This window comes from Pseudomonas sp. Tav-5-1A, assembly GCF_055755055.1.
Window position 1 is genome coordinate 4630944 of record NZ_CM146901.1, and the last position, 21260, is coordinate 4652203.

Below are 21260 nucleotides of genomic sequence, written 5' to 3' on the forward strand. Positions count from 1 at the left end.
CCACCTCAGTTTCCGGCGCTGGGGAACGACCCGTAGCGCAGTTGGTTGTTTTCGCCGAACCGCAGCTTGCAGCCCGTCAGGGTTCCGGAGCACATGTCCTGGGCTGGGTCATCGGTCGGCTGATCGTCATCGGTGAAATAGCCCGGCCCTGTGTAGGCGCAATAGACGCCGCGGTAGCCGCCGATGCTCAGCCACTGGCAGCAGTTGGCGACGATCTGGCGCCCCGGCAGCTTTCGGTCGGTCGCGATGAGCGGCGACTTGAGCACGAACACGGCCAGCTCATCATCGGCTGACTGTTTCTGGTCGATGGTGTAGAGATCGTCAGCGAAGTACTCGGTCGGGTCAGCCTCGAGGTTGCCCTCAGGGAAGTTCACCGCATCCATGTACCGACCCAAGGTCCGGTGCCGCACCAGCTTTGCGTCCACCAGGTCCTGGTAGGTGCTGCACAGCGCGGTGATGAAGCCCGAGACGTTGCCCACGGACAGCGTCGGGTTAGTCTGCTGCCCTTCCCCGGTCATGCCCATACCTTCAACCTTGATGGGCCAGGGCGAGTACTCGACGCCCTGCCAGGTGATCGTCCCTACCCGGGTGTAGCCGTGGAAGTAGTAAACGTCGCCGGAGAGCGCCGTCAGGTCCAGCTCGAAAAGCTCGACATACAGGCCGGCCTCCAGCTTCTGGATATCCTCGAAAATGCTTTCGGCCATCAGGTCACCTGGAAGGTCTGTTCGAATGTTGCAGTCAGCACCCAAGCGCCGCCACCCTGATCGGTCGGCTTGTACGAGCTGCAGGTGAAGAAGAGATTGCCGTCAAAAGGTGTGGACCAGATGAAGGCCTTGTAGCCCTTCTGGGCCCTGAGAAAAGCCAGGATTTGGGCGATCCTGGCTTTCTTGCCAGTGAACGTCAGATCCCATGACTGGGTTTCGTTGTTGATACCGTCCCCGGCGCGCTGGGTGTATCCGTTCCCGAACTGCGCAGAACGAACGCGCTGGGAAAACGTACCAGGCGCAGCCTTGTCGGGGCGCCAAGCGAAGGTATCGGCCATCAGCCCCTCCCATTGATTGCTTTTCGGATGTTGCCTTGAGGGCTGAGCGATTTGGCTTCGAGCTGCTTGTACTTCTGCTCGACGAAGGCGCCAATCTCGGTACCGAACGCCTGCAGGCCGTCAGTGTTGCTGCTGACCTGGGTATTCCCATTACTCTCGATGGAGATGTGAACTTGCGGAGCATTCGATGCTGACGCCGAGGCATTGGACGCCCTGATACCGGCCCCGCCGCCAGTGGCCACCGGGGTCACGTAGCCGCCGTCGGCGTAGCCGCGGGCATTCAGGCCCACCAGGTAGTCCTTCATGCCAGGCTGATCGACGACCTCCTTGCGGATGACCACCTCACCGCCGTGCACCACACCAGCCGGATCGAACTTTCCGCCCGGTCCGGTGTAGCCACCATCCGAATAAGTCGAGGACAGCCAACTCGAATAAGCGGAGCCGGTGTAGCCCGCTGTCGTTGCGCCGGCCGCTGCAGACCCGCCGCCGCTGAAAATCCCGCCCAGCAGGCCGCTGAGGCCGCTGCCCGCCACCCCGGAGAACACACTGGACGCGGCTGCTTGCAACTCCATCTTCGCCAACATCTTCAGGAAGCTCACCGCAACGTCACCGAAGCTTTCATCAGCCCCGAAGGCCCAATCCACCATTGAGTCTGTCAGGCCGTCGAAAAGCGAGGTGAATGCGGTTTTCATTTGGCCGGCGACGTTTTGGGCGTTGTCCAGGTAGTTGGCCCATGCCGCAGAAGCCCCGGCCGTCCAATCTCCCTGCGCCGCCGTCATGTCGTCGTAATTCTTGATTGCCGTGTCGTGCAGGTCCTGCTGAGTCTTGTTCAGCGCAGCCAGCTTCTGGTTGTATTCATCCAAGCTCATGCCGCGCGAGCCATCGCCGTATTGGTTGGCCAGTTGCAGCTTTTGCTCGTTGATCTTGTCGTCGATGCCGTTCTGCTGGTCGGTCAGCGATTTCTCGCGATCGCCCTGGCCCAGGCCGGCGGCTACACGCTGCCCTTGCAGGCGCAAAGTAGCGACCTGCTGCTCAAGCGCATCCGTGTAGGTTTTGACCGCCTGGGTTTCCTTGCGAAGTCGCCCCTGCTCGTTGGTAGACAACACCTCCAGCTCGCTGTCTACGTCCTTCTGCACCTTGGCCATGCTGGCCCGGGCGTCGGCGATCTTTTGGTCAAGTTGGATGCGCTGTGCTGCGGTCGTGGTCGACTTGTCGCGCACTGACTCCAGCGCAGTGATTTCCGCTTGGTAGGCGGCGGTGACCTCGTCCTTCTCATTGCCCAGGATTGCCGCGCGCTTAATCGAGTAGTCCTCTTGGGAGATCAAGCCAGCCTTCTGGGCTGCATCCAGCTGCTTGAAGGCGTTGGTGTACTCGTCCTGAATCGCCTTGAGGTTGTTCTGCGCTGTGTTGAATGCAGTCAGGTCAACGGCGGTCGCAGCGGTCTTGGGGTCCTTGTTCTTGTCCTTGATGTTCTGGACGCCAGTCGCGACGGCACTGGCCTGAACCAGCGGAGACGTCGGGTCTACCTTGCGGATCTTCTCGATGTTCTGGAGATACTCCTTGATCTCCTTGTTGCGCTTTTGCTCGGCAGTGAGGTTCGAATCGTTGAGCGCCTTGACCTTCTCCGATGCAGTGATGGCTGCCGCCTGATTCTGGGCATCCAGCCCTCGAGCAGCAACAATGGCGTCCTGCGTGGCTTTCTGGTCGGTCAGGTACTGCAGCTCAAGCTTTGAATTCACCAGCTTTTGCTTGTTGTCCGTATCGTCCGGATCAGCGTTGACCGCGCTTTGAGCTGCAGCGACTTTCTGCTGTAGAGCGGCAATGCGGTCAGCGATCGGGTCTTCGCGCCCGACGTTTTTCAGTGCGTCAAGGGTTCTGCTCGCCTCAGTGCTTACAGCTTTCCAGCCACGCTCCCAAAGCGAAAGGCTCTCCGTGACTTCGTGAGACCGGGTCTTGATTGTGTCGACGTAGTTGTCAGTCAGCAGTTTCGCGGCGCCAATGGTGTCGCCCTGCTCTTTCAGGGCCACAATCTGGGCGTAAACCGATTCGGTCAGGAAGTGATACTGGTCGTTGAGGTCCTTGGCTGCGGCAACCGGGTCTTTCGCGATCTTGACGAATTCGGCGATGGTCTCATCAACAGCCTTGCCGGTGGTTTCCTGCATCTCCAGCGCGGCTTCGGTGATGCCCTTGAAGCTCTGCCCCGCGATGTCACCCTTGGACGCGAGCTGTGCGAGGATCGCTGCGGCCTGGCCGGTGGTGCCGACGGTTGCGCCAACCTGCTTTGCCATCGCGCCCAGGGCGTCAGCGCTGACCCCAGCGTAGCTGCCGGTCAGGATGAGCGACTTATTAAACTCATCCGCCTCATCCGCGCCCTTCTCATAAGCGACGACCAAGCCAGCAACGCCAGCAACCACCAACGCGATCGGCGCAGCCACAGCAGCCAACCGTAGCGCAGAGGCGCCAGCGTTGGTGCCGATTTCCAGGATGTTATGGGCTGCTACCCGGATGTTACCTTCGGCGAGGGCATTGCCGAGCTGCAGGACGTTCTCCCGAGCGCCTTTCGTGCCCAAGGCCAGACTGTCCAGCGGGCCCTTCGACTTGTCGCCCTCGTCATTGAAGCCCTTCAGCTTGGCCCGGGCGACGTCGATGTCTGCCGAGTAAGCCTTGAAATCTTCGTCGGCCAGCAGGCCCTGCTTATTGAATTTCGCCAGTTGCTCCTGCTGGTCGTCCAATTTCTGGAGCGCTGCCACGGCCGGGTTGATCTTGGCGAGCAGCGCCTGAAGTCCTTCAGCTTGAACGCCGGTGGCAGCCGCAGCCTTCTTGGCCTCCTCCGCCAAGCGGGACTCAGTCGCCAGCAGCGCCTGGCCGCGAGCATTGATGATCGCCTGCTCTGCCGCCCAGTCCTTGGCAGCAGAGCCACCGGTTTCCATGGCCGAAGCCGAACCATTGACGCTTGCCGCAAGGCTCTTGTGGTACTCGCTGGCTTCCAGAGATGCCTTCGCCATAGCAGTAAGCCTGGCCATGGCATCGTCGGACGTGCTGGCAACGCCGGCCTCGGCGATGGCCAGTTCGTTGGCTGCGATCGCGGTTTTCGTAAAGCCAGTGGACACATCGGCCAGGGTTTTGCCCACGGTTACCATCAACTGCGCCGTGGTGTCCTGTTTAGCGTTGAGCGCCTGCAACTCCTTAACGATCTGCTGGGTATTCGACGTGAGCGAGCTCAACGCCTTCTCCCAAGCAGTGCCCATCGTCTTCGCCGAGTTTTCAGCCCCCGCGCCCGCGTCCGTCAGTTTATCGAGGTCGGTCGTCGCCTTGACGACATCGCCTGAATCAACCGCAATCCCGAGTTCGGCGATGTTTGTCATGGCGGCTCCGTTATTCCTTGCCTTCAGCCATGCAGGCCAAGGCTTCTGCCTCCATTACTCGGAGGTCGTGAAAAATGCTGCGGCGCTGCACGGAGGGGATGGCCATCAGGCGCATCACCGCCGGCAGTGCGCCGTAATCCAGGCCGGTAGCGCCGCATGCGCCCGTGCGCCACTGGGTGGACATGGCGTCGAAGACCGTGAAGGAGCCCCAAACATCGGCTAGCACCTCCACTGAGTCCTCGTAGTCGCCAGGTTCAAAGCCGAAAGCCTCCAGTTCATCCTCAGTGGCTTCTGGCTCATATAGCGCTCGGGCTACGGCCCTCAGTTTCCCTCGCGGGCTGCCCGGAACGCCGCTTGGTAAGCATCAATGACGGCCTTGCCTGCACCTACAGAGGTCCGCAGCAAAGCCCGAATGGCGTCGTCGTCGAAGGCGTCATCGAAGCCCCAGCCCACAACCAAGTCCTTCACCTGGTCGAATTCCAGAGCCATCTGGGAGTTGGTGACATCAACGAGTGTCAAATCAGCGCCCTTGGCCTTAAAAGACTCTTGGTCCCTGTCAGAGCGCTTCTGCCAGCCGGTGTACAGTTCGGCCAGTTCGGCGCGGTCGCGGTACTTGAATTCGAACGGGACCAGTACTGCTTCGCCACCCACTCGCGGAATCGCGACATTCGCCTTGAACGTGGGGTCCTGGGCTATCTTGAAAGTCGTCATGGGCTTCCCTTAGGCAGCGTTGTAGCGGGTCGGGCGCGAGGCGAACGACAGCGTGATGGTGCGGGTCATGATGTTGTTGCGGCTCAGCGTCGGCGTGGCAGTGATCGACACATACGCGTAGTAGTAGATCTTCGAGCCGCCTGGCAGGTTTGCGCGGATCAGGCGCGGCTCCTTGTCCTCGTCTGCTTCTTCGACGATGGCTACGAAATCCTTGGACGGGTCATCGGCCACGGGTAGGGTCATGCTGCTGGCCGACTTGGTGGTCGGCAGTTGACGGTCGTCCTCGTCCTCGAGGAAGCCGTAGGTGAGGAACTGCTGCTCGCCGCCGTTGGCCGCAGGCTCGGTGATCTGGGCGATCTGGGTCCAGTCGGTGGCCACCTGAAAACTTCCCGCACCAGAACCAGCCGGGAAGCTGCTCACGTTGATGGTATTGATATTCTCCAGGGAGAAGGTGTCATCGGCCGCCGCAATGACCCGCGCGGGGCGACCGTTGAGCTTTGCCCACCCGGAACTGACCACCAACACATCGCCATTGGCCAAGCCGTTATCGGCTGCGGTGGCGACAGCGGGATTGGCGTTGCTGATCGCGGTGAAGGGCTTAGCGGCGCCAAGGGTGCCGGCGATTTCAAACGTGGTCCCGTTGGGGATTTTGACGCTCATGGGGTTTTCCTCATGTGAAAACGAAAAAACCCGCACAGGGCGGGTTCAGGGTTGCCCAACGGGCGGGTTACTCGGTGTCAGCGCGGTACTGGAATGAGGCCGGGACGCTGTAGGTGGTGTCGCCGACGATGCCGGTGCCGGGATCGACTGGGGTCATCACCGTCACGGTGAAGTCGCCCTGGCTGAGCCGCAGGTAAATGGGGAAGATCGCAGCGAGATCATCCACCAGGCTCTCAGCCGCGCCCGGGCCATTCCCGGCCGGCGTCACCACGTTGACCTGGAACAGGCCGGTGTACAGCTTGTGATCACCGGCCAGGGTATTGCTGTCGGTACCCGCTGGCAGCGTGAATGCCGCCAGGTAGGTCTCATCATTGGCAGGATCAAAGCTCACATTCTGATAGGCCACCCGCAGGCCCTGCCCTGCTGCCCACGCGGCCAGCCGCTGCTCGTAGATGGATCGGATGGTTTTGTGGGACATCAAAGACCCCTGTAAAGTTGAGGCGTACAGCTAGGGTGAACCCGAAGAGCCGATTAATCACCGACCTGCTGCGCTCTTCAAGTGATTACTACTCTGTGATGGAGATAGACATGCATGAAATCTGGAAACAGGTTCTCGGCTATGAGGATTACTACGAGGTTTCAAACCTCGGGCGGGTGCGCTCGCTAGATCGCCACACCACCGACCGAATAGGTCGTCCTTTTGTTCGCTATGGAAAAATTCTCTTCCTGAACACCGAACATAATGGCTATAGAAGCGTGAGGCTTTGTGTCGAGACCAAGCACCGGACCTTCAAAGTCCATCGCCTGGTAGCGTTCGCATTCTTGCCCTCTCCTGATGAAGGCGACCAGATAAATCATATCAACGGAGTCAAGGATGATAATCGCCCAGAGAATCTGGAATGGGTGACTGCTGCGGGCAACGCTCAGCATGCTTTCGCCAACGGCCTTGGAAGGGACAGCCAGGGGGCAGCGAACACCCGTGCGGTCCTAACAGAGGATGATGTTCGCACAATCCGCTTGCTGAGTGCCGACGGACAGACGACAGCCTCTATTGCGCGGCACTACCAGGTTAGTGAGACAGCAATCAGGTCGATAATCCGCCGTCGCAACTGGGCCCACGTAGCTTAAACTTGATTTTTTTGCACAGCCTCAAGAACTATCTGCTGGAACCTCGCAAGCGTCACACGGACCATTCCGCTGGGTGCTTGCGTACTGTGTCCAAATTCCAAAGCGATGGCATAGGGCAGGCTGTTGGTAATGTAGGCCGTCTGGCCCGCCTGGAACTCAATGGCGCCATTGCGGATGCGAGCCATGGACTTGGCACCGCTCGGGTCCACTTCTTCCGTGGTCGAGTCGTCCGGCGCGCCGATGCTGAACATCCAGTTGCCCCGGAAGCGGCCGCCGATGTAGTCCTTGCCGGCCACCAGGCCGTTCACGCTGAAGTTCTGGTCGCGCTCGGTCTTGGTCAGAGGCTTGGCGTACTTCACGCCCTTGCGCAGCTTGCCAGCCTTCGTGAAGTTGCTGTCGTCGAGGTTGATCAGCGTATTGCGGATAGTGACCTTGTAGTCGTAGTCGTCGGCGGCTCGTTTGTTCTTCGCCTGGTGCGCAACGTTTGCAGCCCAGATCTCCGGGTTGCCCACGGGCGACATCATGATCACGCTGCTGCCGACCTCAATGACGATCTCGCGCAGGGTGGCGTCGATGGCCTCCTGTGCCTGCGCGGCGAAGGCCTGGATCTGGGCGGCGAAACTACCGCTTTTGCCTGCGTACTTCGAGGCCATGCTATTTCCTCAGCTGAAGTGTCCAGGTCGCACCGGCTGGGTCCTGACCGACGTCCAGCACCCGCTTGCCTCCAATGACGTCTCCCACCATAGGCTGGGCCAGGTCCAGAGTTGCCGCGCCGCCGACGGTGCTCAGCAACTCGTTCTGCAGCACCAGCAGCTTCTCATCCGTGCCGAGGACGCGGGAGCCGTCAATTTCCTTGGCCAAGTAGCTGCCAAACACCCCACGCCCGGCGTACGTCGTGGTCGTGCTGGCCGGCTTACCGGTGGCAGGGTCGTATGCGCCGATTACAGTGCGCGTTCCTGCCACGGGCTTCACAGCATCGGCCAGGCCGTCCGCATCGTCGAAGGCCTCAGCCAGGTCGGCCTGAATGTCATCACGCATGCCCATGGCTACACCTTCTTGAGCATGAAGACGCCCGGCCGCTTGATCCAGGGCTCCAGCAGCGCCAGGGCGAAGTTCTCGCCTTGTGTGAGATCAGTCGAGCCAGCGACGTAGGTTTTGCTGACGGATGTGCCGGCCTGCGCCGAAACCGTCGTGCTCTGGACTTCCTTTTTGGTGTTCTTGTAGAGGTTGCCCGCGGCGGCGACCTTCGCCACCTGGGCGCCGGCCGTCTTGATCTCGGTCGGAACCGGATCGGGGACAACCCGCTTAATCTTGGCTGTGAGCCAAGCGTTGGCCATGGCCACAGCAAGGACCGTATCACCGGTGCCAGCCCAGTCAGGACCGAGCTGGGCATCGACATCGGCCACGGTGATGAAGTCGGTCATGTGCAGATCCTTATTCCTTCGGCACCAGGGCCTGCAGGTCTTCTTTCTTGGCCGACGCATCGAATTCGATGCCTTTGGCGGCCAGCCAAGCCTTCAGGTCTGGTACGGTCATCTTCAGCGGATCGGTCTCGGGGGGAGTCGCCTGGGCTGCTATCGCAGCGGCGATCTCATCAGTCGTGCTGCGCGATGCGTAGCCTTCGGGTGGGTAGGCGCTGGCCTGATAGCCTGCAGCGACGTATTCAGCCACGGTTGGACCGTCCAAGCGCAGGCCATCATCACCCACAGCGCTGACCTTGATACCGGCCCGCTTGTAGGCGTCGATGATGTTGGGGTTGTCGCCCTGAACCAGCACCTCGGTAGCCGAGCCAATGACGCCGAAGAACTCGCTGAGCAGGCGGTAGCACGTACCGGACTCAGTGCCCGGCGCGTCGGTATAGATGACTTTCATGGTTCACCTCGAAATGGCCCGGCGCCCCGAAAGGCGCCAGGCGGGGATCAGCCGCCGACTGGAGCGGTGCCGCTGATGACAGCCGCGAACGGCACCTGCTTGCGGTCGAAGACCCGGGTCCAGTTTGCCGCAGCGGCGTACTGAGTAGCGGTCGGGCTTTGGTTCAGGACGTTGCTGCCAGTCCAGCTGAAGCCAGCAGGCTGCAGGATGTAGGTCTTGCGCTCCCACAGCACTTCAGCGCCACCGCCGTTACCGCCGTCAGGCTTGCGCTGCAGCTCTTCCGGGGTGTGCGGGCTGCCGACACCGTAGCCGAACGCGCCCTGGCCGAAGAACACCGACAGGAACTTGCCAGCGCTGTAGGTCAGGCCGTCGTCCATGAACACTGGCTTGCCCAGGTAGGTCGCCAGGATGATCTTGCCGTCCGAGTCCCGCAGGTACTCGATCATGTCCTGCTTGACCATCTGGTTCATCACCGCCGAGTGCACGCCGATCGCGCTGAACTGGTCGGCGGCGTCGCCAGCGGTAAACGCGGCGTCCTGGAAGGCAGTCGCGCTGATGCTCGCACCGGCGTCCACAACCATGTCGCCGGCGTTGTTGGCGATGTTCGAAGCAATGATGCCGCGCGCGGAGCCCAGCAGGTAACGCTGCCACTGGCGGGTCCAGTAGGTGCCGAAGCGGTTGCGCACCTGCTGCATTGGCTCGGAATTGGCCAGTTCGGCAGTCAGGTCGGCCACGCCATAGCCCTTGTTGAGGAACAAGGTGCGGGCGCGCATGGTGCCCTGGGTGACCTTGCCGACGGCGCCCAGGTCGTCCGGGTCGTCGTTGGAAACGTTGGGCGCCTCGTCGGCGTCCAGGTCTTGCCAGTAGGAGACCTCGGCGGTGCCTTGGCCGTTGTTGGCGACAGCATCCAGCACCGGCGAGCGGGTGATGATGCCGGATTCGTAAACCGCGGTGCGCTCAGGGGAGTTCACCGGATCGAGGCTTGCGTAGTAGTCGGCGACAAAGATGTCCGACAGTTGGGTGGTTGGCATGGATTAGGTTCCTTTGGTGGCCATGAGTTTTTTGAACGCCTCGGGGTTGTCGCGGGCCAGCGCGGCGCGCTCGGTCTCCGTGTACTCGCCCCATTTCTTCGTGGCCTTGCCACCGTTGTCGCCGGTCGGACCGGCACCCGAAGCCCTTGGCCACAGGTGAGTTGCAGTTTCACGCAGCGATTCCGCCCATTCGAGCGGGGACAGAGGCGACTTGCCGTCCTTGCCGTAGATGACCTCGCCATCACGGTCGGTAGCGATCGCCTCGCCGTCTTCGCTGAGCTTGAAGGTGCCCCGGGCGCGCAGGATGATGTCCTCGGCAGCCTCGGGGAGCGCGCCGGCCTTGAGGGCGGCAGCGCGGATGGAGTCGGCCAGTACCTTGTCGCTGTACTTGGCAGCGAAGGCCTCAGCCTTGTCGGCGCGGCCCTTCTCGGCGGCCAGTTGCTTGTCGTAGTCCCCGCGCAGGCGCTCGGTACGGCGGGTGATGACCTCGTCCAGCTTGCCCTCGGCAATCAGCTTGGTTTCTTCGTCCTGGCCGACCTTGACCAGCAGGCCCTTCACAGCGTCGATATCCAGGCCTTCGAATTGCCCTTTCAGCTTGTCCAGTTCGGTTTTGATGGTGCGGTTGGAGCCCAGCAGTTCGGTGTTCTTGGCCTTCAGACCAGTCACTTCCTTGTCCAGGTACTCCTGCACGCTGCCGCCCAGCGCCGCCTGGAGGGCTGCGGTTTGGGTGGCGTCAAGGGTGAGGCCAGCGGCGGCCGGGTCGAATTCAAATGGCATGGATATCCCCTGGGGATTGGTTGGCCCACCTTGCGGGCATAAAAAAACCCCGGCATGGCCGAGGTTATGTGATTCGAGGTTTGTGCTATCGCTGGATTTTGAAGTGCATGAGCCAACCGGCAGGATTGGTGCCGATCTGGTCGGCCTTGATGCTGGAGGCCCATGGATAAATCGTCTGTAGCCGGGGAATCGCCAGCTCAATGATCTCCTGCTTCATCGATTCGTTAATGTCGCCGGGCTCCATCTCGCGCAGATCAACGATGGCGAATAGCACCGATGCACCAGGATCATCTTCGGCTACCGGGTGCTCTGCCAGCTCTGAATCCAAGTACTGCTTTGCGGTCTTCGCCATTGATGATCACTCCAGTTGCGGGGCTCACAATGTGCCACGTCCTGGAGAATGCTGAAACCGCAGGGCTTCGGTTTAAGCCCTGACGATCTGAAGCCCACGCATCACCAGGTAGTCAGCAAGCTGCGTGCGGCTCGCCACCCACAGCGGCGGGTGGTTGCGATGTGCCGCCGTGCTGCGCGTGAGCGGGACGGACTTCTTGCCGTCGAAGCCGTGGGTAGGCTCAACCAGCACGATGCCATGGGCCTCGGCGTAAAGCTCGATGGCCAACATCACCTGTCCATGGCGAATGCCATACGGGATAAGGCTTTTGCTCAGGAACTCACCGGCCAGCACTATCCCGTCGCGGGGCCAGGCCAGCGGCTGATTGGCTGAGGCAGGAGCGCCCTTCCAGCGCATGGCATCCATGGCTCGGGCCGCCCTCAGGAGGTAGTCGACCTGGCCGGCCTCATCGGGAGGCACCGGAAACCCGTAGTACTCTCCATGGAAGCGAAGCGATCCAGCATCCGCGTAACTGTTCGCTGCCGGATCTGTGCCCTGCCCGTGCTCGACGATAATCATGGCGCGCCCTTTGATGTGGGGCGGTCAGTTTACACCAGCCTTACGGAACATTTCAGGCTCGAGCTTTTTCAGCTCCTCCAGCGTCAAGGGCTGGAACTTGCTGTCCAGTTGCAGCATGGCGAACTTCTCTGGCGTCAGGCCGCCGTCCCGGAACAGCTTGCCGCGCACAGGCCCCAAAGCCGCGTCTTGGAAGCTCGCGGGCTGGATCGCAAGCCAGTCGTAATAGCCAAGCCCTGCATCGACCTGACCACCGCCGCTGTCCCCTACCGAAGCCCGCGTAGCGCCTTTCGAGAAGGTGGCCGTCAGCCTGGTGGTGGGCACGGTGGTTGACCGGCAGTTGATGTGCGCCGGCGGTAGCGGCCCCTTGCCCAACTCGAACACCCGGCCATCCAACCCCTTGCACTGGGCGCTGGTCTTGCGGTCTAGCGTCGATACCCAGCGATAGCCAGGCACCACGTCCTTGTTCGCCTTCAGCGTCTCCATCCGCGCCGTGGTGGCCACATGCTGGATGGCTGTCTGGACGACCGAGCGGGCGTTGCGGTTGCTCACTGCGAGGATGCCGTCGTTGAAGTTCTGGTCTGCCGTGCCGCGAATCGCCTTCACGATCTCGGCGTTGGTCTGGCCCTGGCCGTAGCCCAGGCGGATGGCGTTGGTAACCCGCATCGTCTCCGAACGGGTCCACCCACTCAGGAATGGCTTCAGCAGCTTGCCGCCGTCCAGGCCGGTCACCTGCAGCGGATAGGAGAACACCGCAGCGCGGATGACCGCATTAGTGGGCACCACCGCATCGACCGACAGCGCATTGCTCAGGCTGCTGCCCTCAAACGTCGCTTCGTACTGGGCGATATCGAGCAGGTCGGCCTGCACCACATCGCTGTAGTCCTTGTAGATGGCCAGCAGCTTGCCGTCCACTCGCGCCAGGAACTCCTCCAGCCTCTGCCGGCTGTAGGTGGTCAGCTCCTTGCGGGTCAGCTGATCGCGCACCACGGTGTCGATCTTGCGCAGGTACCGCTCGAACTTCTTCACCTCGCCGGCCTTCAACCGCTCGAGCATGACGCTATGCCGCGTTGTTTGCTCCAGCAGCTGGCTGTCCGGGCTGTCCTGTTGGGGTGTCGCCGCCATCGTCTTTGTCCAGGTTCAGGCCGCGCCCGGCGTCGGTTTCATCACCGACCAGGGTGGCTTCCTCGTCGTAGGCCCGCTCCGGCAGCTTCCCGGTGGTCAGGTACTGCCAATAAGTGTCCCAACTGATGCCGCCGGCGGCCACTGCCTTCTGCAGCTCGGCCAGCACCTGGGCATCCACGTCAGGGATGATGAATTCCGGCTTGACTGTGAAAGTCACGTCGTCCGGGTTGTAGCCCGTCCACTCGGCGGCGTACCGCAGGCCCTGCTCGATGGCGGAGGCAACGGTGATAACAATGCTGTGCAGGGTGGCATGCTGGTCGTTCTGGCGGGTCTTGCGGGCCTCGCCTGACTCAGTACCGGAGGCATCCATCACCTTGGCACCGGCCTCCAGCGCGGCGTTCTTCTGGTCATCCATGGCCTGGCGGACCGCCTCAATGCCCGCCCCCTGGAACTCTAGGTAGCCGCAGGATCCGCTGCGACCCAGGTCCCAGGCGGCCGATGGGCCGGTGACGCTCAGTTCGACGCTATCGTCCAGCCCGGACACCCACGGCTGCGGGTGGCTGGTCTGGTGCAGGGCGGTGAAGTAATCAGCGCTGAGCTGGTAGCTCTTGAGTGCCGCCCGGGCCATGGTCAGTAGCGGTACCTCGTCGACGCCTGGGGAGTTGTCGGTGGAGCCGCAGTAGATCACCGGCAGGTATTCGAGGCCGCGCACCAGCTGGTTGTCGTTGTTCACAGTACCCAAGGGCCGTAGCTCCTCGAGCACCTCACCTTCCTCGCCCATTACCGCGCTGTAGCACACGCCGTCAAGCAGCTTGAACACCCGGTAGACACGCTTGCAGTCGTGGTCGTATTCGTCTTCCTGATTGTCGCGGAACTCCACGAATACCGACAGGGTGAGATCCTGCCGGCCGCCCATGGAGCCGACCTTCCAGTTGATCGCGTTGCGGGTGGCGTAGGTCGAGAAGTACGGCTTGCCGCTGTCGTCGATGTTCACCACCAGCGGTACCCGGCCGTGGGAAATGGCCTGGCGCACCATGCGGAAGAACAGCTGATTCAGGCCGAAGCCGTCAGCCGTGGCGTTTTCCTCCAGGCCCTGCATGCCGGAGGGCAGTTTGATTTCGGGGATCAACCGGGAGACCAGGCCCATCATCGAGCGGAGCGCGTCGCGCACCCAGTGCTCGTACTGGGCCCGATCGCGGTAGTTCGCATAGAGGTAGGCGTTGCCCTGCCCGTCCAGCTTCTCGGCCTCCACCATGCCGCTGGGCTTTGGCAGGTTGACCGCATTGCGCTTGATCGCGCACTCGCCCTCAAGCGCGTCGTCCATCATCAGCCACTCGGGCAGATGGGCGTCGTAGTCTGGGCTTGTCGATTGCACTGGCATCAGGCCAATCCTCCAATACGGCGCGCGCCGGCAGTTTGAGACTTGATCGGGTAGCGCTTGGCAATGAAGTAGCCAGCAGCGTCGTTCATGTGGTCGTGGCCCTTCTTCGGGTCCTTGTCCGGCTCGCCCTTGTCCGTGTAGGTCTGGCGCTCCAAGCAGAGCGTGAGCTGCGGGCATTGGTCGATGTTGACCTTCAGGCGGCGCTCGCCGTAGCTGTTCAGCAGGATGGCGTTGAGGGCGTTCACGCGGTCTTTGACGCTGGGGTTCATCGAGTCGACCACCACCGTGAAACCCGCCTTCTTGAGCAGGGACAGGTCCGATTCACTCGCGTTCTTGCTGCTGGTGTTCTGGCCGCTGGCATCCGGGTAGACAGCCACGGCATGGCCGGGAAAGCGTGCCTTGATCTTCTCGATCATCTCCGGCGTATCGCGCACGGCGTGGAACTCATCCAGGGCCATCGGCAAGTCGTCGCGCACCACGTAGACCACGGAGCTCATCTTCATGACGTTGAAGTCCATGCCAATATGCAGTGCCTCGCCGGGCTTGATGCGCTCAGTGGTGCGGCATTCGTCGCGGTTGAAGGTGTAGTAGACGACGCCCGCATAGTTCTCGAAGCTGGCCTCGTACTCCTGGCGAAACGTGCGCGGGTCCATCTTGCGGCGCGCCGCGTCCAGTTCTTCGGCGGGGACGTTGCCGCCGTCAAGCGAGGTGTAGAGCCAGCTCTTGTGGTCGGGCTCATGGCCGGGCCGGCCATCCTGAAAAGTGTCGTAGCAATGGTTGAAGCCCTTCGGGGTGCCGATTCGCAGTGCATGACCGCCTTTACGCGTATCACCGCTAGGTAGCGTGTACTGGCAGGTCGAGAGCATCGGCCGCAGGACTTCCTCCCAAGCCTCCCACGGACAGTCGGCCCATTCGTCCACCAGGACAAAGAACAGGCCGGAGCCGCGCAAGTTGTCGTAATTGTCGAGCCCCACTACGCGCATGACGTGACCAGACTTCAGAGTGATCGAGCATTCCGTCTCGTTCGGCCTGGTCGCGCGCCAAGCTTCAGGGATCGCCTGCTTCAAGCGGCGCCAAAACACACGCTTGGCCTGCTTGAAGGTCGGCGCACCGTACCAAATTTCATCCTCGACGCTTACGCCCCACTCCGCAGCCAACCTGGCCGCGCGGCGCATCTCTGCCTTGCCGAGGAAGGTCTTGCCGAACCGCCGGCCACACACGGCATCGCGAAATCGAGCCTCAGGCTGGAAGCCCCAAACGTAGATGTTCGCCTGCTTCGGCGTCAGCTTTACCGGCGGGTCATAGGTACGGGGTAGACGGGACATTCTCATCAGGCTCCAGGGTGTACTCAGCGATCGCGTGCGGCTGATCAGCCTGGGAGCCAAGGGGCTTGTCGGGTTCGAGGCGGCGATTCACGTATACGTCGCCCACCTCTTTGGCTGCCTGCTCCAGTAGCTGGGCAGTCAGCGCCATGTTCTTCATGTTCTCGGCCTTCTCGGCCATGCGCCCCAACGTACGAAGGCGGAACGCGCGGTTGGCAATGGGAATATCGGCTGTCTCTTCACGAAAGCGCTTTCGCGCTGCATGGAACAGCTCCACCCACTTCTTGCCTAGGCCCTGCCCGGCAAACTTCGTTGGGTCGTGCGACTCGCACTGCTGGCGGCTAATTTCGATGCCGAACTCTGTCTTGACCGCGGCGACCACCTGGGATGGCGTATCGAAGCAGGCCAGAGCCTGCACAATGAAGGCCTTTACCTCGCTTCGTAGCACTGCCATAGAGGCCTCATCCGTCAAAACCTGTCATGGGAATCAGGCCGACTTGAGCAGACAGGTTCCGCAGGCCCTCGAAATGTTCAATTTGCCCACCTCAGCGGGTTTGCTTGCAGCGTCGACCATGGCCTGAACGTCTGGGCTCGCACCATAGCGGCGGACGACGCCGACGAACTCTTCAACGTCGTGGCCCTGCAGCTTCAGTTTGGGATAGCCGTCCTTGGTGAAGGCTGGTGCACCGTATTGATCGGTCGCCTGGGCGATGTGATAGAGCTCATGCTCCACCAGCGCGCAGAACTCAGCATCGCTGCACTGCGAACAGTAGTCGGCAGCCAGGGTGATGATGAAGGTCGGCACGTCGCCAAACCAATCACGCATCTGCTGCTCCATGCGCGCTTTCTGCCAGCCACCCGCCCTGAAGGCGACCTGCTCGGCCTGGCCAAGCACAGTACGCCCGGATTTCTCGAAGCAGGACGATGCCCACATCACTCGAATGTCGGCATCGATGAGATGTGCATGATCCGGGTTATGGATACGGCCATCCTCAGCAAGAATCTCGTCTTGGAGCCAGGCCCAAACCTCTGGAGCAGGCACGATCCGCGGATTTATATCGTCGTTCATGCTGGACGATGGGTGCGGTCTGTCCATACGACGTCCTGCTCCTGCGATAGGGAATACGCCCCGGCATACCAATGATTCAACAAAAGGATCGGTTCTTTTGAACCACTACGCTTTGTCCGCAGATCTGGGTTGCTCCATAATTCGCCATCCCCCTTTTCTTCTGGGCATAACATAGCAGGGAGCGCACATGCGTAAGCCATCCGAAAAATCCAGTGAAGCTCGTGAAAAAGCGATTGCACGAGTAAACGCCGCCAACGAACGTGAAAAAGACAAATCTGTTATGGCTGCCATCGGTTGGAGCTGTGTAGGGCTGGTACTGTCTGGTTTGTCGTTCTACATATTTCTCGACAAGGACCCAAACATACTCGGGGGTCTTATATTAGGTGCAGTTGCCCTTGCGTGCTTCTTCGGGGCCTACTGCTTCGCGACGTGGCAACCAGCTCGATGTGGCTCCTGCGGTGAGCCGACTGTACAGCTTGTAGATCGTCAGGAATCATTTCTCGGCATCCGTACGAAATACCTCCAAGAGCGGAATAGCGTAACCGGAAATGTTGAGGAAAGACCCTACACAGTCACTGATATCGAAGTGTTCGAGAAATGGTCTTGTGTCAGTTGCAGCGCCAAGTGGAGCCATCGCTACCAATCAACTCGCGAGTAAATGGCGCACCTTCTTCAGTTTTTTGGTAACACCGATATTGGCCATGCTTAGCATCGCACTGGCCTGCGTGGCAGTGGCGCAGTGCAACAGCACCACGCTCAAACTTTGAGCTAGGCCAGCCGCTTTTGCATCAGCCGCCGTCTGGTTGGAGTGATCATGGCATCCGGGTCAGTGCGCCACGCAACGCTACCTACCATTTCGTGGCGCGGCAGATCAGGCTGCTTTCTGAGCCAGGGCGACCAGGTTGTCCCACTTGGCCTCGACGTCGTGGCCCAGGGCAACCAGCAGCGCTTTCAGCAGCTCGGTGTCGGTGGTGGTTGCGGGGATGGTGGTAACTTCAGGGGTTGGATCAGCCATGACTGGCTCCTTCTTGGTGATGAGCCCGGCAACCCAGGCGCGGATGGCTTTCAGAATGTTCATCGTGTGCTCGCCTTGCGCCGCTCCTGGCCGCGCCATTCGAAGATGTGATGACGACGCGCCCAGGCGTACATGACGATGCCCGCATGCAGCGACACCTCAGCAGGGTGCGAGACGTGGCCGCGCAGCTGGGCAGCCAGCAACGCAAAGGCGCTCACCGCCACCAGGTAGAACGACACCGCCAGCAGGGGCTGTTCGAAGGGATGCACCCGACGCAGGTAATCCATGGCGGCCAGGATGACCAGGCTGCAAAGGACGGCGTCGACTGCGCTCAAGATGGTGTTCATGGTCCGGCACCTCTGAAAGGCCCGATCTGCCCAGCAAGTGCCTTGAGGCCAGGGATGATGTTCATCGCCAGCAGGCCGATCAGGAAGGCCACCCCATTTTGTGAGTCTGCATCAGTCGGCAGCTTGAAGTAGGCAACGACGAGCTGGGTGGTGAAGATCGCGGACACGAACCCCGTCACCACCGCCGCGGCTGCCTGCTTACGAGTCAGTCCACGGAGAAACGTGAGAGATAGGACGGCGCCGGCGAATCCAGCCAGCGCAACACCGTACTTCGCCAACAGTGCTCCTGTGGCAGTAGTGGCTGGCTCCATTGGAAACTCCGGAATGCGATAGGCCCTCGACAGGGCTCTGAAATATGGTTGCGAGAGATGGATTCGAACCACCGACCTGCGGGCTATGAGCCCACCGAGCTGACCGCTGCTCTACCACGCAATGTGTTGCGAATGACTCTGGGAAATCGCCCAAACAGACGATTTCCTCTGCCTCACTCAAAAAGCCCGGCACTTGGTCCGGGCTTTTCTTTTCCAGGCGCAATCAGCAGGGTGCGAGGCCGTAGCTCTCGGGCAACGGTTTGGCCGAGGCCATCACGAAGTGGTTGCTGGATGCGCGCAGGTTCGACTTCAGGGCTTCACCGGTGCTTTCGCCACCCGTTCGCCATTGGGCCAGGGTCAGCTGCAGACGGGTCGCCTGGGCGCCATACAGATCACCGACAGAGGCCAGCACGCGGGCCACAGCAAAAGCCGGTCGGTCGACAGTCAGCACATCAGCAAACGCGGACGAGCCGAAGCAGGCACACAGCGCCAAGGCGCAGTACTTGAGGTATCGCATCATCATGGGAGGCTCCAGAAGGGAAAGGTCCGCATGTGCGGGCATTTGGCGTTGGTTGAACTGGTGCCGCCACGAGGATTCGAACCCCGGGCCATTCGCTTACAAGGCGACTGCTCTACCGCTGGAGCTATGGCGGCGAATAGGTCAGCCCCCGATGCACTCCCAGCTCGGAGCAATGGGTGTGGAGGGGCTGAAAACGAAAAAGCCCAGCGCTATGCTGGGCCTTGAAATAGGTGCGCGGTCTCTCCCGCCGTCCGCCAAAGACCTCACCAGCGCCGACGCCCCAATGCATCGGTCTCGCCAGTTCGGTCACGCGCAGTCCCCGAGGTAGCAACGGAAGGGGCTCGCGGGCTGCCGGTGTTTTTCCGTGTCACGGCACTACCGGCTGATCCGTGTCCAGGCGCTCCCTTTCGGGCCACCCTGGCTGTGGTGCGCTACAAAAATCGCGGCATAAAAAAACCCGGCGGGCGGCCGGGCTCTAAAATCAATTTCGCCTCTAGGGCTCAGGATGTTCGCTTGAAACAGAATTGGTGGCGTCCACGTCGGCCATATCCTCGTCGACAGGCGCTTCGTCATCCGTGGCAAGCGGGACTTCAGGCTTATCCCCTTTCGGGCCATGAGCTGTTTCGTTATCCGCGCTTCCCCCAATACCCTGCTGCTGGGATATGTTGCCTGGGGCCTTCTCGTTAATTTCCATGGTCACCTCCGCTTTACGCGTGGATGTACGCGTCTACTTGGGACGCAGCGCGGAAAACAGAGTGCCCAGCGATAGACGAACGGCGGACACAAAAAAGCCCGATGCGATGATCGGGCTCATTGAGTTTGCCAAAGGCAAAACTTTAAACATGGCTAAATGATGCCGCCAGCCGTGCGGGAAGTCAACCCTCTGTAAGTACGAAAAAATGTTGCGATGGCACCTGGTGGTCTCTCCCCAGATATTCCACCGGGATACCGATGAATTCTCCGCGTTGGAACTCAGGGCTGGAGTGGATGGCGTTTACAGCTTGTTCGGACCATAACTGGAGTTTGAGAACTCGCTTTCCTTCGCCTTGCAGCCTCGCAATTTCGTCCAAGACTTGCTCTTTCACGCTGCTTCCCTCATTTGATAAATGATCGCCGCGACAGGGCTCAAAGCCATCCTATCAATATCTTCACAGCACTCAAAAGCTCGCTGCACAAACGGCTCCCAGTCGCGCGCCCAGGCGCATGACTCCAGGCGGCAACCCATCTCCGAGTACAGCCAGGCCCGAAACTTCTGCGGGCTGGCCAGCGGGTCAGCGTTGGCCGATTGCCCGCCCTGATGCATGTACTGATATCGGCGCATCACGCCCTTCACCACGTACTCCAGTTTCTCGCGCTTGGCCGCGGTCATGCGCGGGGACTTGGCCACCACCAGGTTGAAGACGACCTCCTCCGCTGCCTCTCGGATATCGTCAGCGCGGCGGCGGTCGGGCCTTGGGGCGTACATGAAGTCGCCAAATACGCGCACCTCCGGGGAGAGCTTGGCGATCGCCGATTGAATCCAGCCGGCCAAGGCGCCGTGGGCGGCAGAATTGGCGGTCACGCCGCGATCCGTGGTCTGCACCGCGGTGCCCAGCAGGCACTGCTGTTCTAACCCAGAAAGTCCGCCACGGGTTTCGTTGTAGGTGCAGTCGTGCCAGGCCAACCGCGCAGAATTGATCTTCATGCTGCTTCCCCCTTCAGGGCGCGAATCTTCGCCCGGTACTCGGCCTTGATCGCCTTCAAGTCTTCAATGGTGTAACGCTTGGGCTCATGCGGCCCTTCAAGCCACTCAACCTTGGCGGGGCCGATGCGGCCCACCAGGGTGATGCGGTAATTCACGATGTCGCCGGATTTGTGGTTGTTGCAGGGCGCGCACTGCTTGTGCACGTTCAGCGGCTCAAAGCGCAGCTCTGGGTTGGCGCCGACGGTGCGATAGTGCCCTGCGTGGTACTGGCCTTCGTGGTGCCGGCCGCAGCTCACGCACGGCAGGTTTGCGTCACGCAGCCGGATCCACTCGTTGAAGACCTGCTGAGCTTCGCGCAGGTGATCGGCCCGTGACTTGACCCGCTCCTTCGCCGCGCGCAGCTCCTTGCGGCCGATCTCGGCGAGCGACCTGCGCGCCTTCGCCTGGTTCACGTCCTTGGTGGCCAGCGCGCAGGCGGGGCTGCATACGGCTTGGCCCAGGCGCTGCGGGATGAACTTCGCCGCGCAGTCAGCGTTGCGGCACTTCTTGGCCTTTGGCTGTTTGGCTGCGATCACGAATAGCGCCCTCCCCAGTGATCCTTGGCTGTCCAGCGCACCTGGTGCTCGCCGCCGAATGCCTCGATCCAGTCCAGAAGCTCGGCGCATTGCTTCACGCTGAGCTTCGAGGTGCGCTCGTAGACGACGTCGAAGCCGTGCCCGTCGAGCGCCGGTATCATCTGCGGGCGCTCGCCGGCCTCACGCAGCCAGGCTGCCGTCAGCAGGCGCTTCCAGATCAGCACGTCCCACTTCTTGCCGGCGTGCTCGACCTGGTTGGCGATATCGGTCAGCCGGGCGTGAAGCAGCTTGTTCTGTTCCCCGCTGCGGTCCAGGTCCTTGATGATGATCTGCTTCGGCTTTGAGAAGTCCGTGCCGTCCAGGAAGCCGTTCAGTCGGCTTGTATCGTCACGGCTGTGCATCACGATTTCGGCCATGG

General features: G+C 61.2%; 30 protein-coding genes and 2 tRNA genes. 2 read left to right on the plus strand and 30 right to left on the minus strand.

The window, feature by feature from the left end; translation table 11 throughout:
* Window positions 1-5: 5 nt before the first annotated feature.
* From AC0J42_RS20975 to AC0J42_RS21005, 7 genes are all read right to left on the minus strand, one after another.
* Window positions 6-704 carry a phage minor tail protein L gene (locus AC0J42_RS20975; RefSeq protein WP_473003544.1) on the minus strand — a complete coding sequence of 233 codons (699 nt, stop codon included), beginning with the start codon at window positions 702-704 and terminating at the stop codon, window positions 6-8.
* Window positions 704-1042: a phage tail protein gene (locus AC0J42_RS20980; RefSeq protein WP_473003547.1), complete on the minus strand. Its 339-nt coding sequence runs from the start codon at window positions 1040-1042 to the stop codon at window positions 704-706. Before AC0J42_RS20980 ends, AC0J42_RS20975 begins: the two co-directional genes overlap by 1 nt.
* Window positions 1042-4407, minus strand: a complete 3366-nt coding sequence (locus AC0J42_RS20985; RefSeq protein ID WP_473003549.1) for a phage tail tape measure protein — start codon at window positions 4405-4407, stop codon at window positions 1042-1044. The genes AC0J42_RS20980 and AC0J42_RS20985 overlap by 1 nt, the downstream gene beginning before the upstream one ends.
* A gap of 10 nt (window positions 4408-4417) precedes the next feature.
* Window positions 4418-4639: a DUF1799 domain-containing protein gene (locus AC0J42_RS20990; protein WP_473003551.1), complete on the minus strand. Its 222-nt coding sequence runs from the start codon at window positions 4637-4639 to the stop codon at window positions 4418-4420.
* An 89-nt stretch (window positions 4640-4728) separates the two neighbouring features.
* On the minus strand, window positions 4729-5118 hold the full coding sequence (locus AC0J42_RS20995; RefSeq protein WP_473003554.1) for a phage tail assembly chaperone: 390 nt from the start codon (window positions 5116-5118) through the stop codon (window positions 4729-4731).
* Window positions 5119-5127: 9 nt separating this feature from the next.
* Window positions 5128-5778, minus strand: coding sequence for a phage tail protein (locus AC0J42_RS21000; RefSeq protein ID WP_473003556.1), 651 nt, complete (start codon window positions 5776-5778; stop codon window positions 5128-5130).
* Between the two features lie 67 nt (window positions 5779-5845).
* Window positions 5846-6256, minus strand: coding sequence for a phage tail terminator-like protein (locus AC0J42_RS21005; RefSeq protein WP_473003557.1), 411 nt, complete (start codon window positions 6254-6256; stop codon window positions 5846-5848).
* 110 nt (window positions 6257-6366) lie between these two features.
* Here AC0J42_RS21005 and AC0J42_RS21010 point away from each other — a divergent pair, with 110 nt between their 5' ends.
* Window positions 6367-6906 carry an NUMOD4 domain-containing protein gene (locus tag AC0J42_RS21010; RefSeq protein ID WP_455923273.1) on the plus strand — a complete coding sequence of 180 codons (540 nt, stop codon included), beginning with the start codon at window positions 6367-6369 and terminating at the stop codon, window positions 6904-6906.
* Here AC0J42_RS21010 and AC0J42_RS21015 read toward each other — a convergent pair.
* The 13 genes from AC0J42_RS21015 to AC0J42_RS21075 all read right to left on the minus strand — a co-directional run bounded on the left by AC0J42_RS21015 (window position 6903) and on the right by AC0J42_RS21075 (window position 16417).
* Window positions 6903-7559: a hypothetical protein gene (locus AC0J42_RS21015; RefSeq protein WP_473003559.1), complete on the minus strand. Its 657-nt coding sequence runs from the start codon at window positions 7557-7559 to the stop codon at window positions 6903-6905. The two genes, AC0J42_RS21010 and AC0J42_RS21015, sit on opposite strands and share 4 nt — an antisense overlap.
* A gap of 1 nt (window position 7560) precedes the next feature.
* Entirely contained in the window at window positions 7561-7950 is a 390-nt protein-coding gene (locus AC0J42_RS21020) for a hypothetical protein (RefSeq protein WP_473003560.1), read from the minus strand.
* A gap of 2 nt (window positions 7951-7952) precedes the next feature.
* Window positions 7953-8330: a hypothetical protein gene (locus AC0J42_RS21025; protein WP_473003562.1), complete on the minus strand. Its 378-nt coding sequence runs from the start codon at window positions 8328-8330 to the stop codon at window positions 7953-7955.
* Window positions 8331-8340: 10 nt separating this feature from the next.
* Window positions 8341-8778 carry a HeH/LEM domain-containing protein gene (locus AC0J42_RS21030; protein WP_473003564.1) on the minus strand — a complete coding sequence of 146 codons (438 nt, stop codon included), beginning with the start codon at window positions 8776-8778 and terminating at the stop codon, window positions 8341-8343.
* A gap of 47 nt (window positions 8779-8825) precedes the next feature.
* Window positions 8826-9809 (minus strand): major capsid protein, encoded by a 984-nt coding sequence (locus AC0J42_RS21035; protein ID WP_473003566.1) that lies wholly within the window; start codon window positions 9807-9809, stop codon window positions 8826-8828.
* A 3-nt stretch (window positions 9810-9812) separates the two neighbouring features.
* A complete protein-coding gene (locus AC0J42_RS21040; RefSeq protein ID WP_473003568.1) occupies window positions 9813-10586 on the minus strand; it encodes a hypothetical protein in 774 nt (257 codons plus the stop codon).
* A gap of 85 nt (window positions 10587-10671) precedes the next feature.
* Window positions 10672-10938 (minus strand): hypothetical protein, encoded by a 267-nt coding sequence (locus AC0J42_RS21045; RefSeq protein ID WP_473003569.1) that lies wholly within the window; start codon window positions 10936-10938, stop codon window positions 10672-10674.
* Window positions 10939-11010: 72 nt separating this feature from the next.
* Complete coding sequence (locus AC0J42_RS21050) at window positions 11011-11496, minus strand: DnaT-like ssDNA-binding protein (protein ID WP_473003570.1); 486 nt, start codon at window positions 11494-11496, stop codon at window positions 11011-11013.
* 24 nt (window positions 11497-11520) lie between these two features.
* Window positions 11521-12618 (minus strand): minor capsid protein, encoded by a 1098-nt coding sequence (locus AC0J42_RS21055; protein WP_473003572.1) that lies wholly within the window; start codon window positions 12616-12618, stop codon window positions 11521-11523.
* A complete protein-coding gene (locus AC0J42_RS21060; RefSeq protein WP_473003573.1) occupies window positions 12554-13999 on the minus strand; it encodes a DUF4055 domain-containing protein in 1446 nt (481 codons plus the stop codon). Before AC0J42_RS21060 ends, AC0J42_RS21055 begins: the two co-directional genes overlap by 65 nt.
* Entirely contained in the window at window positions 13999-15324 is a 1326-nt protein-coding gene (locus AC0J42_RS21065; protein WP_473003574.1) for a phage terminase large subunit family protein, read from the minus strand. Before AC0J42_RS21065 ends, AC0J42_RS21060 begins: the two co-directional genes overlap by 1 nt.
* Window positions 15299-15775 (minus strand): DUF2280 domain-containing protein, encoded by a 477-nt coding sequence (locus tag AC0J42_RS21070; protein ID WP_473003576.1) that lies wholly within the window; start codon window positions 15773-15775, stop codon window positions 15299-15301. The genes AC0J42_RS21065 and AC0J42_RS21070 overlap by 26 nt, the downstream gene beginning before the upstream one ends.
* Window positions 15776-15808: 33 nt before the next feature.
* Window positions 15809-16417, minus strand: coding sequence for a putative metallopeptidase (locus tag AC0J42_RS21075; protein WP_473003577.1), 609 nt, complete (start codon window positions 16415-16417; stop codon window positions 15809-15811).
* A 160-nt stretch (window positions 16418-16577) separates the two neighbouring features.
* On the opposite strand from AC0J42_RS21075, the gene AC0J42_RS21080 reads away from it, so the two are divergent.
* A complete protein-coding gene (locus AC0J42_RS21080; protein WP_473003579.1) occupies window positions 16578-17048 on the plus strand; it encodes a hypothetical protein in 471 nt (156 codons plus the stop codon).
* A 213-nt stretch (window positions 17049-17261) separates the two neighbouring features.
* On the opposite strand, the gene AC0J42_RS21085 is transcribed toward AC0J42_RS21080, so the two are convergent.
* From AC0J42_RS21085 to AC0J42_RS21130, 10 genes are all read right to left on the minus strand, one after another.
* Window positions 17262-17468: a hypothetical protein gene (locus AC0J42_RS21085; RefSeq protein WP_473003582.1), complete on the minus strand. Its 207-nt coding sequence runs from the start codon at window positions 17466-17468 to the stop codon at window positions 17262-17264.
* Window positions 17465-17752 (minus strand): hypothetical protein, encoded by a 288-nt coding sequence (locus AC0J42_RS21090; protein WP_455923291.1) that lies wholly within the window; start codon window positions 17750-17752, stop codon window positions 17465-17467. Before AC0J42_RS21090 ends, AC0J42_RS21085 begins: the two co-directional genes overlap by 4 nt.
* The gene (locus AC0J42_RS21095; protein WP_455923292.1) at window positions 17749-18063 is read right to left on the minus strand and encodes a peptidase M48, Ste24p; all 315 of its coding nucleotides are present in this window, start codon (window positions 18061-18063) and stop codon (window positions 17749-17751) included. Before AC0J42_RS21095 ends, AC0J42_RS21090 begins: the two co-directional genes overlap by 4 nt.
* A gap of 45 nt (window positions 18064-18108) precedes the next feature.
* Window positions 18109-18184, minus strand: a tRNA-Met gene (locus tag AC0J42_RS21100).
* Window positions 18185-18286: 102 nt separating this feature from the next.
* Window positions 18287-18586, minus strand: a complete 300-nt coding sequence (locus AC0J42_RS21105) for a hypothetical protein (protein WP_473003584.1) — start codon at window positions 18584-18586, stop codon at window positions 18287-18289.
* Window positions 18587-18641: 55 nt separating this feature from the next.
* A tRNA-Thr gene (locus tag AC0J42_RS21110) sits at window positions 18642-18717 on the minus strand.
* Between the two features lie 359 nt (window positions 18718-19076).
* The gene (locus AC0J42_RS21115; RefSeq protein ID WP_473003586.1) at window positions 19077-19277 is read right to left on the minus strand and encodes a hypothetical protein; all 201 of its coding nucleotides are present in this window, start codon (window positions 19275-19277) and stop codon (window positions 19077-19079) included.
* 387 nt (window positions 19278-19664) lie between these two features.
* On the minus strand, window positions 19665-20267 hold the full coding sequence (locus tag AC0J42_RS21120) for a hypothetical protein (protein WP_473003587.1): 603 nt from the start codon (window positions 20265-20267) through the stop codon (window positions 19665-19667).
* The gene (locus AC0J42_RS21125) at window positions 20264-20839 is read right to left on the minus strand and encodes a recombination protein NinG (protein WP_473006889.1); all 576 of its coding nucleotides are present in this window, start codon (window positions 20837-20839) and stop codon (window positions 20264-20266) included. The genes AC0J42_RS21120 and AC0J42_RS21125 overlap by 4 nt, the downstream gene beginning before the upstream one ends.
* Window positions 20839-21258, minus strand: a complete 420-nt coding sequence (locus tag AC0J42_RS21130) for a recombination protein NinB (protein ID WP_455923297.1) — start codon at window positions 21256-21258, stop codon at window positions 20839-20841. Before AC0J42_RS21130 ends, AC0J42_RS21125 begins: the two co-directional genes overlap by 1 nt.
* Window positions 21259-21260 lie beyond the last annotated feature (2 nt).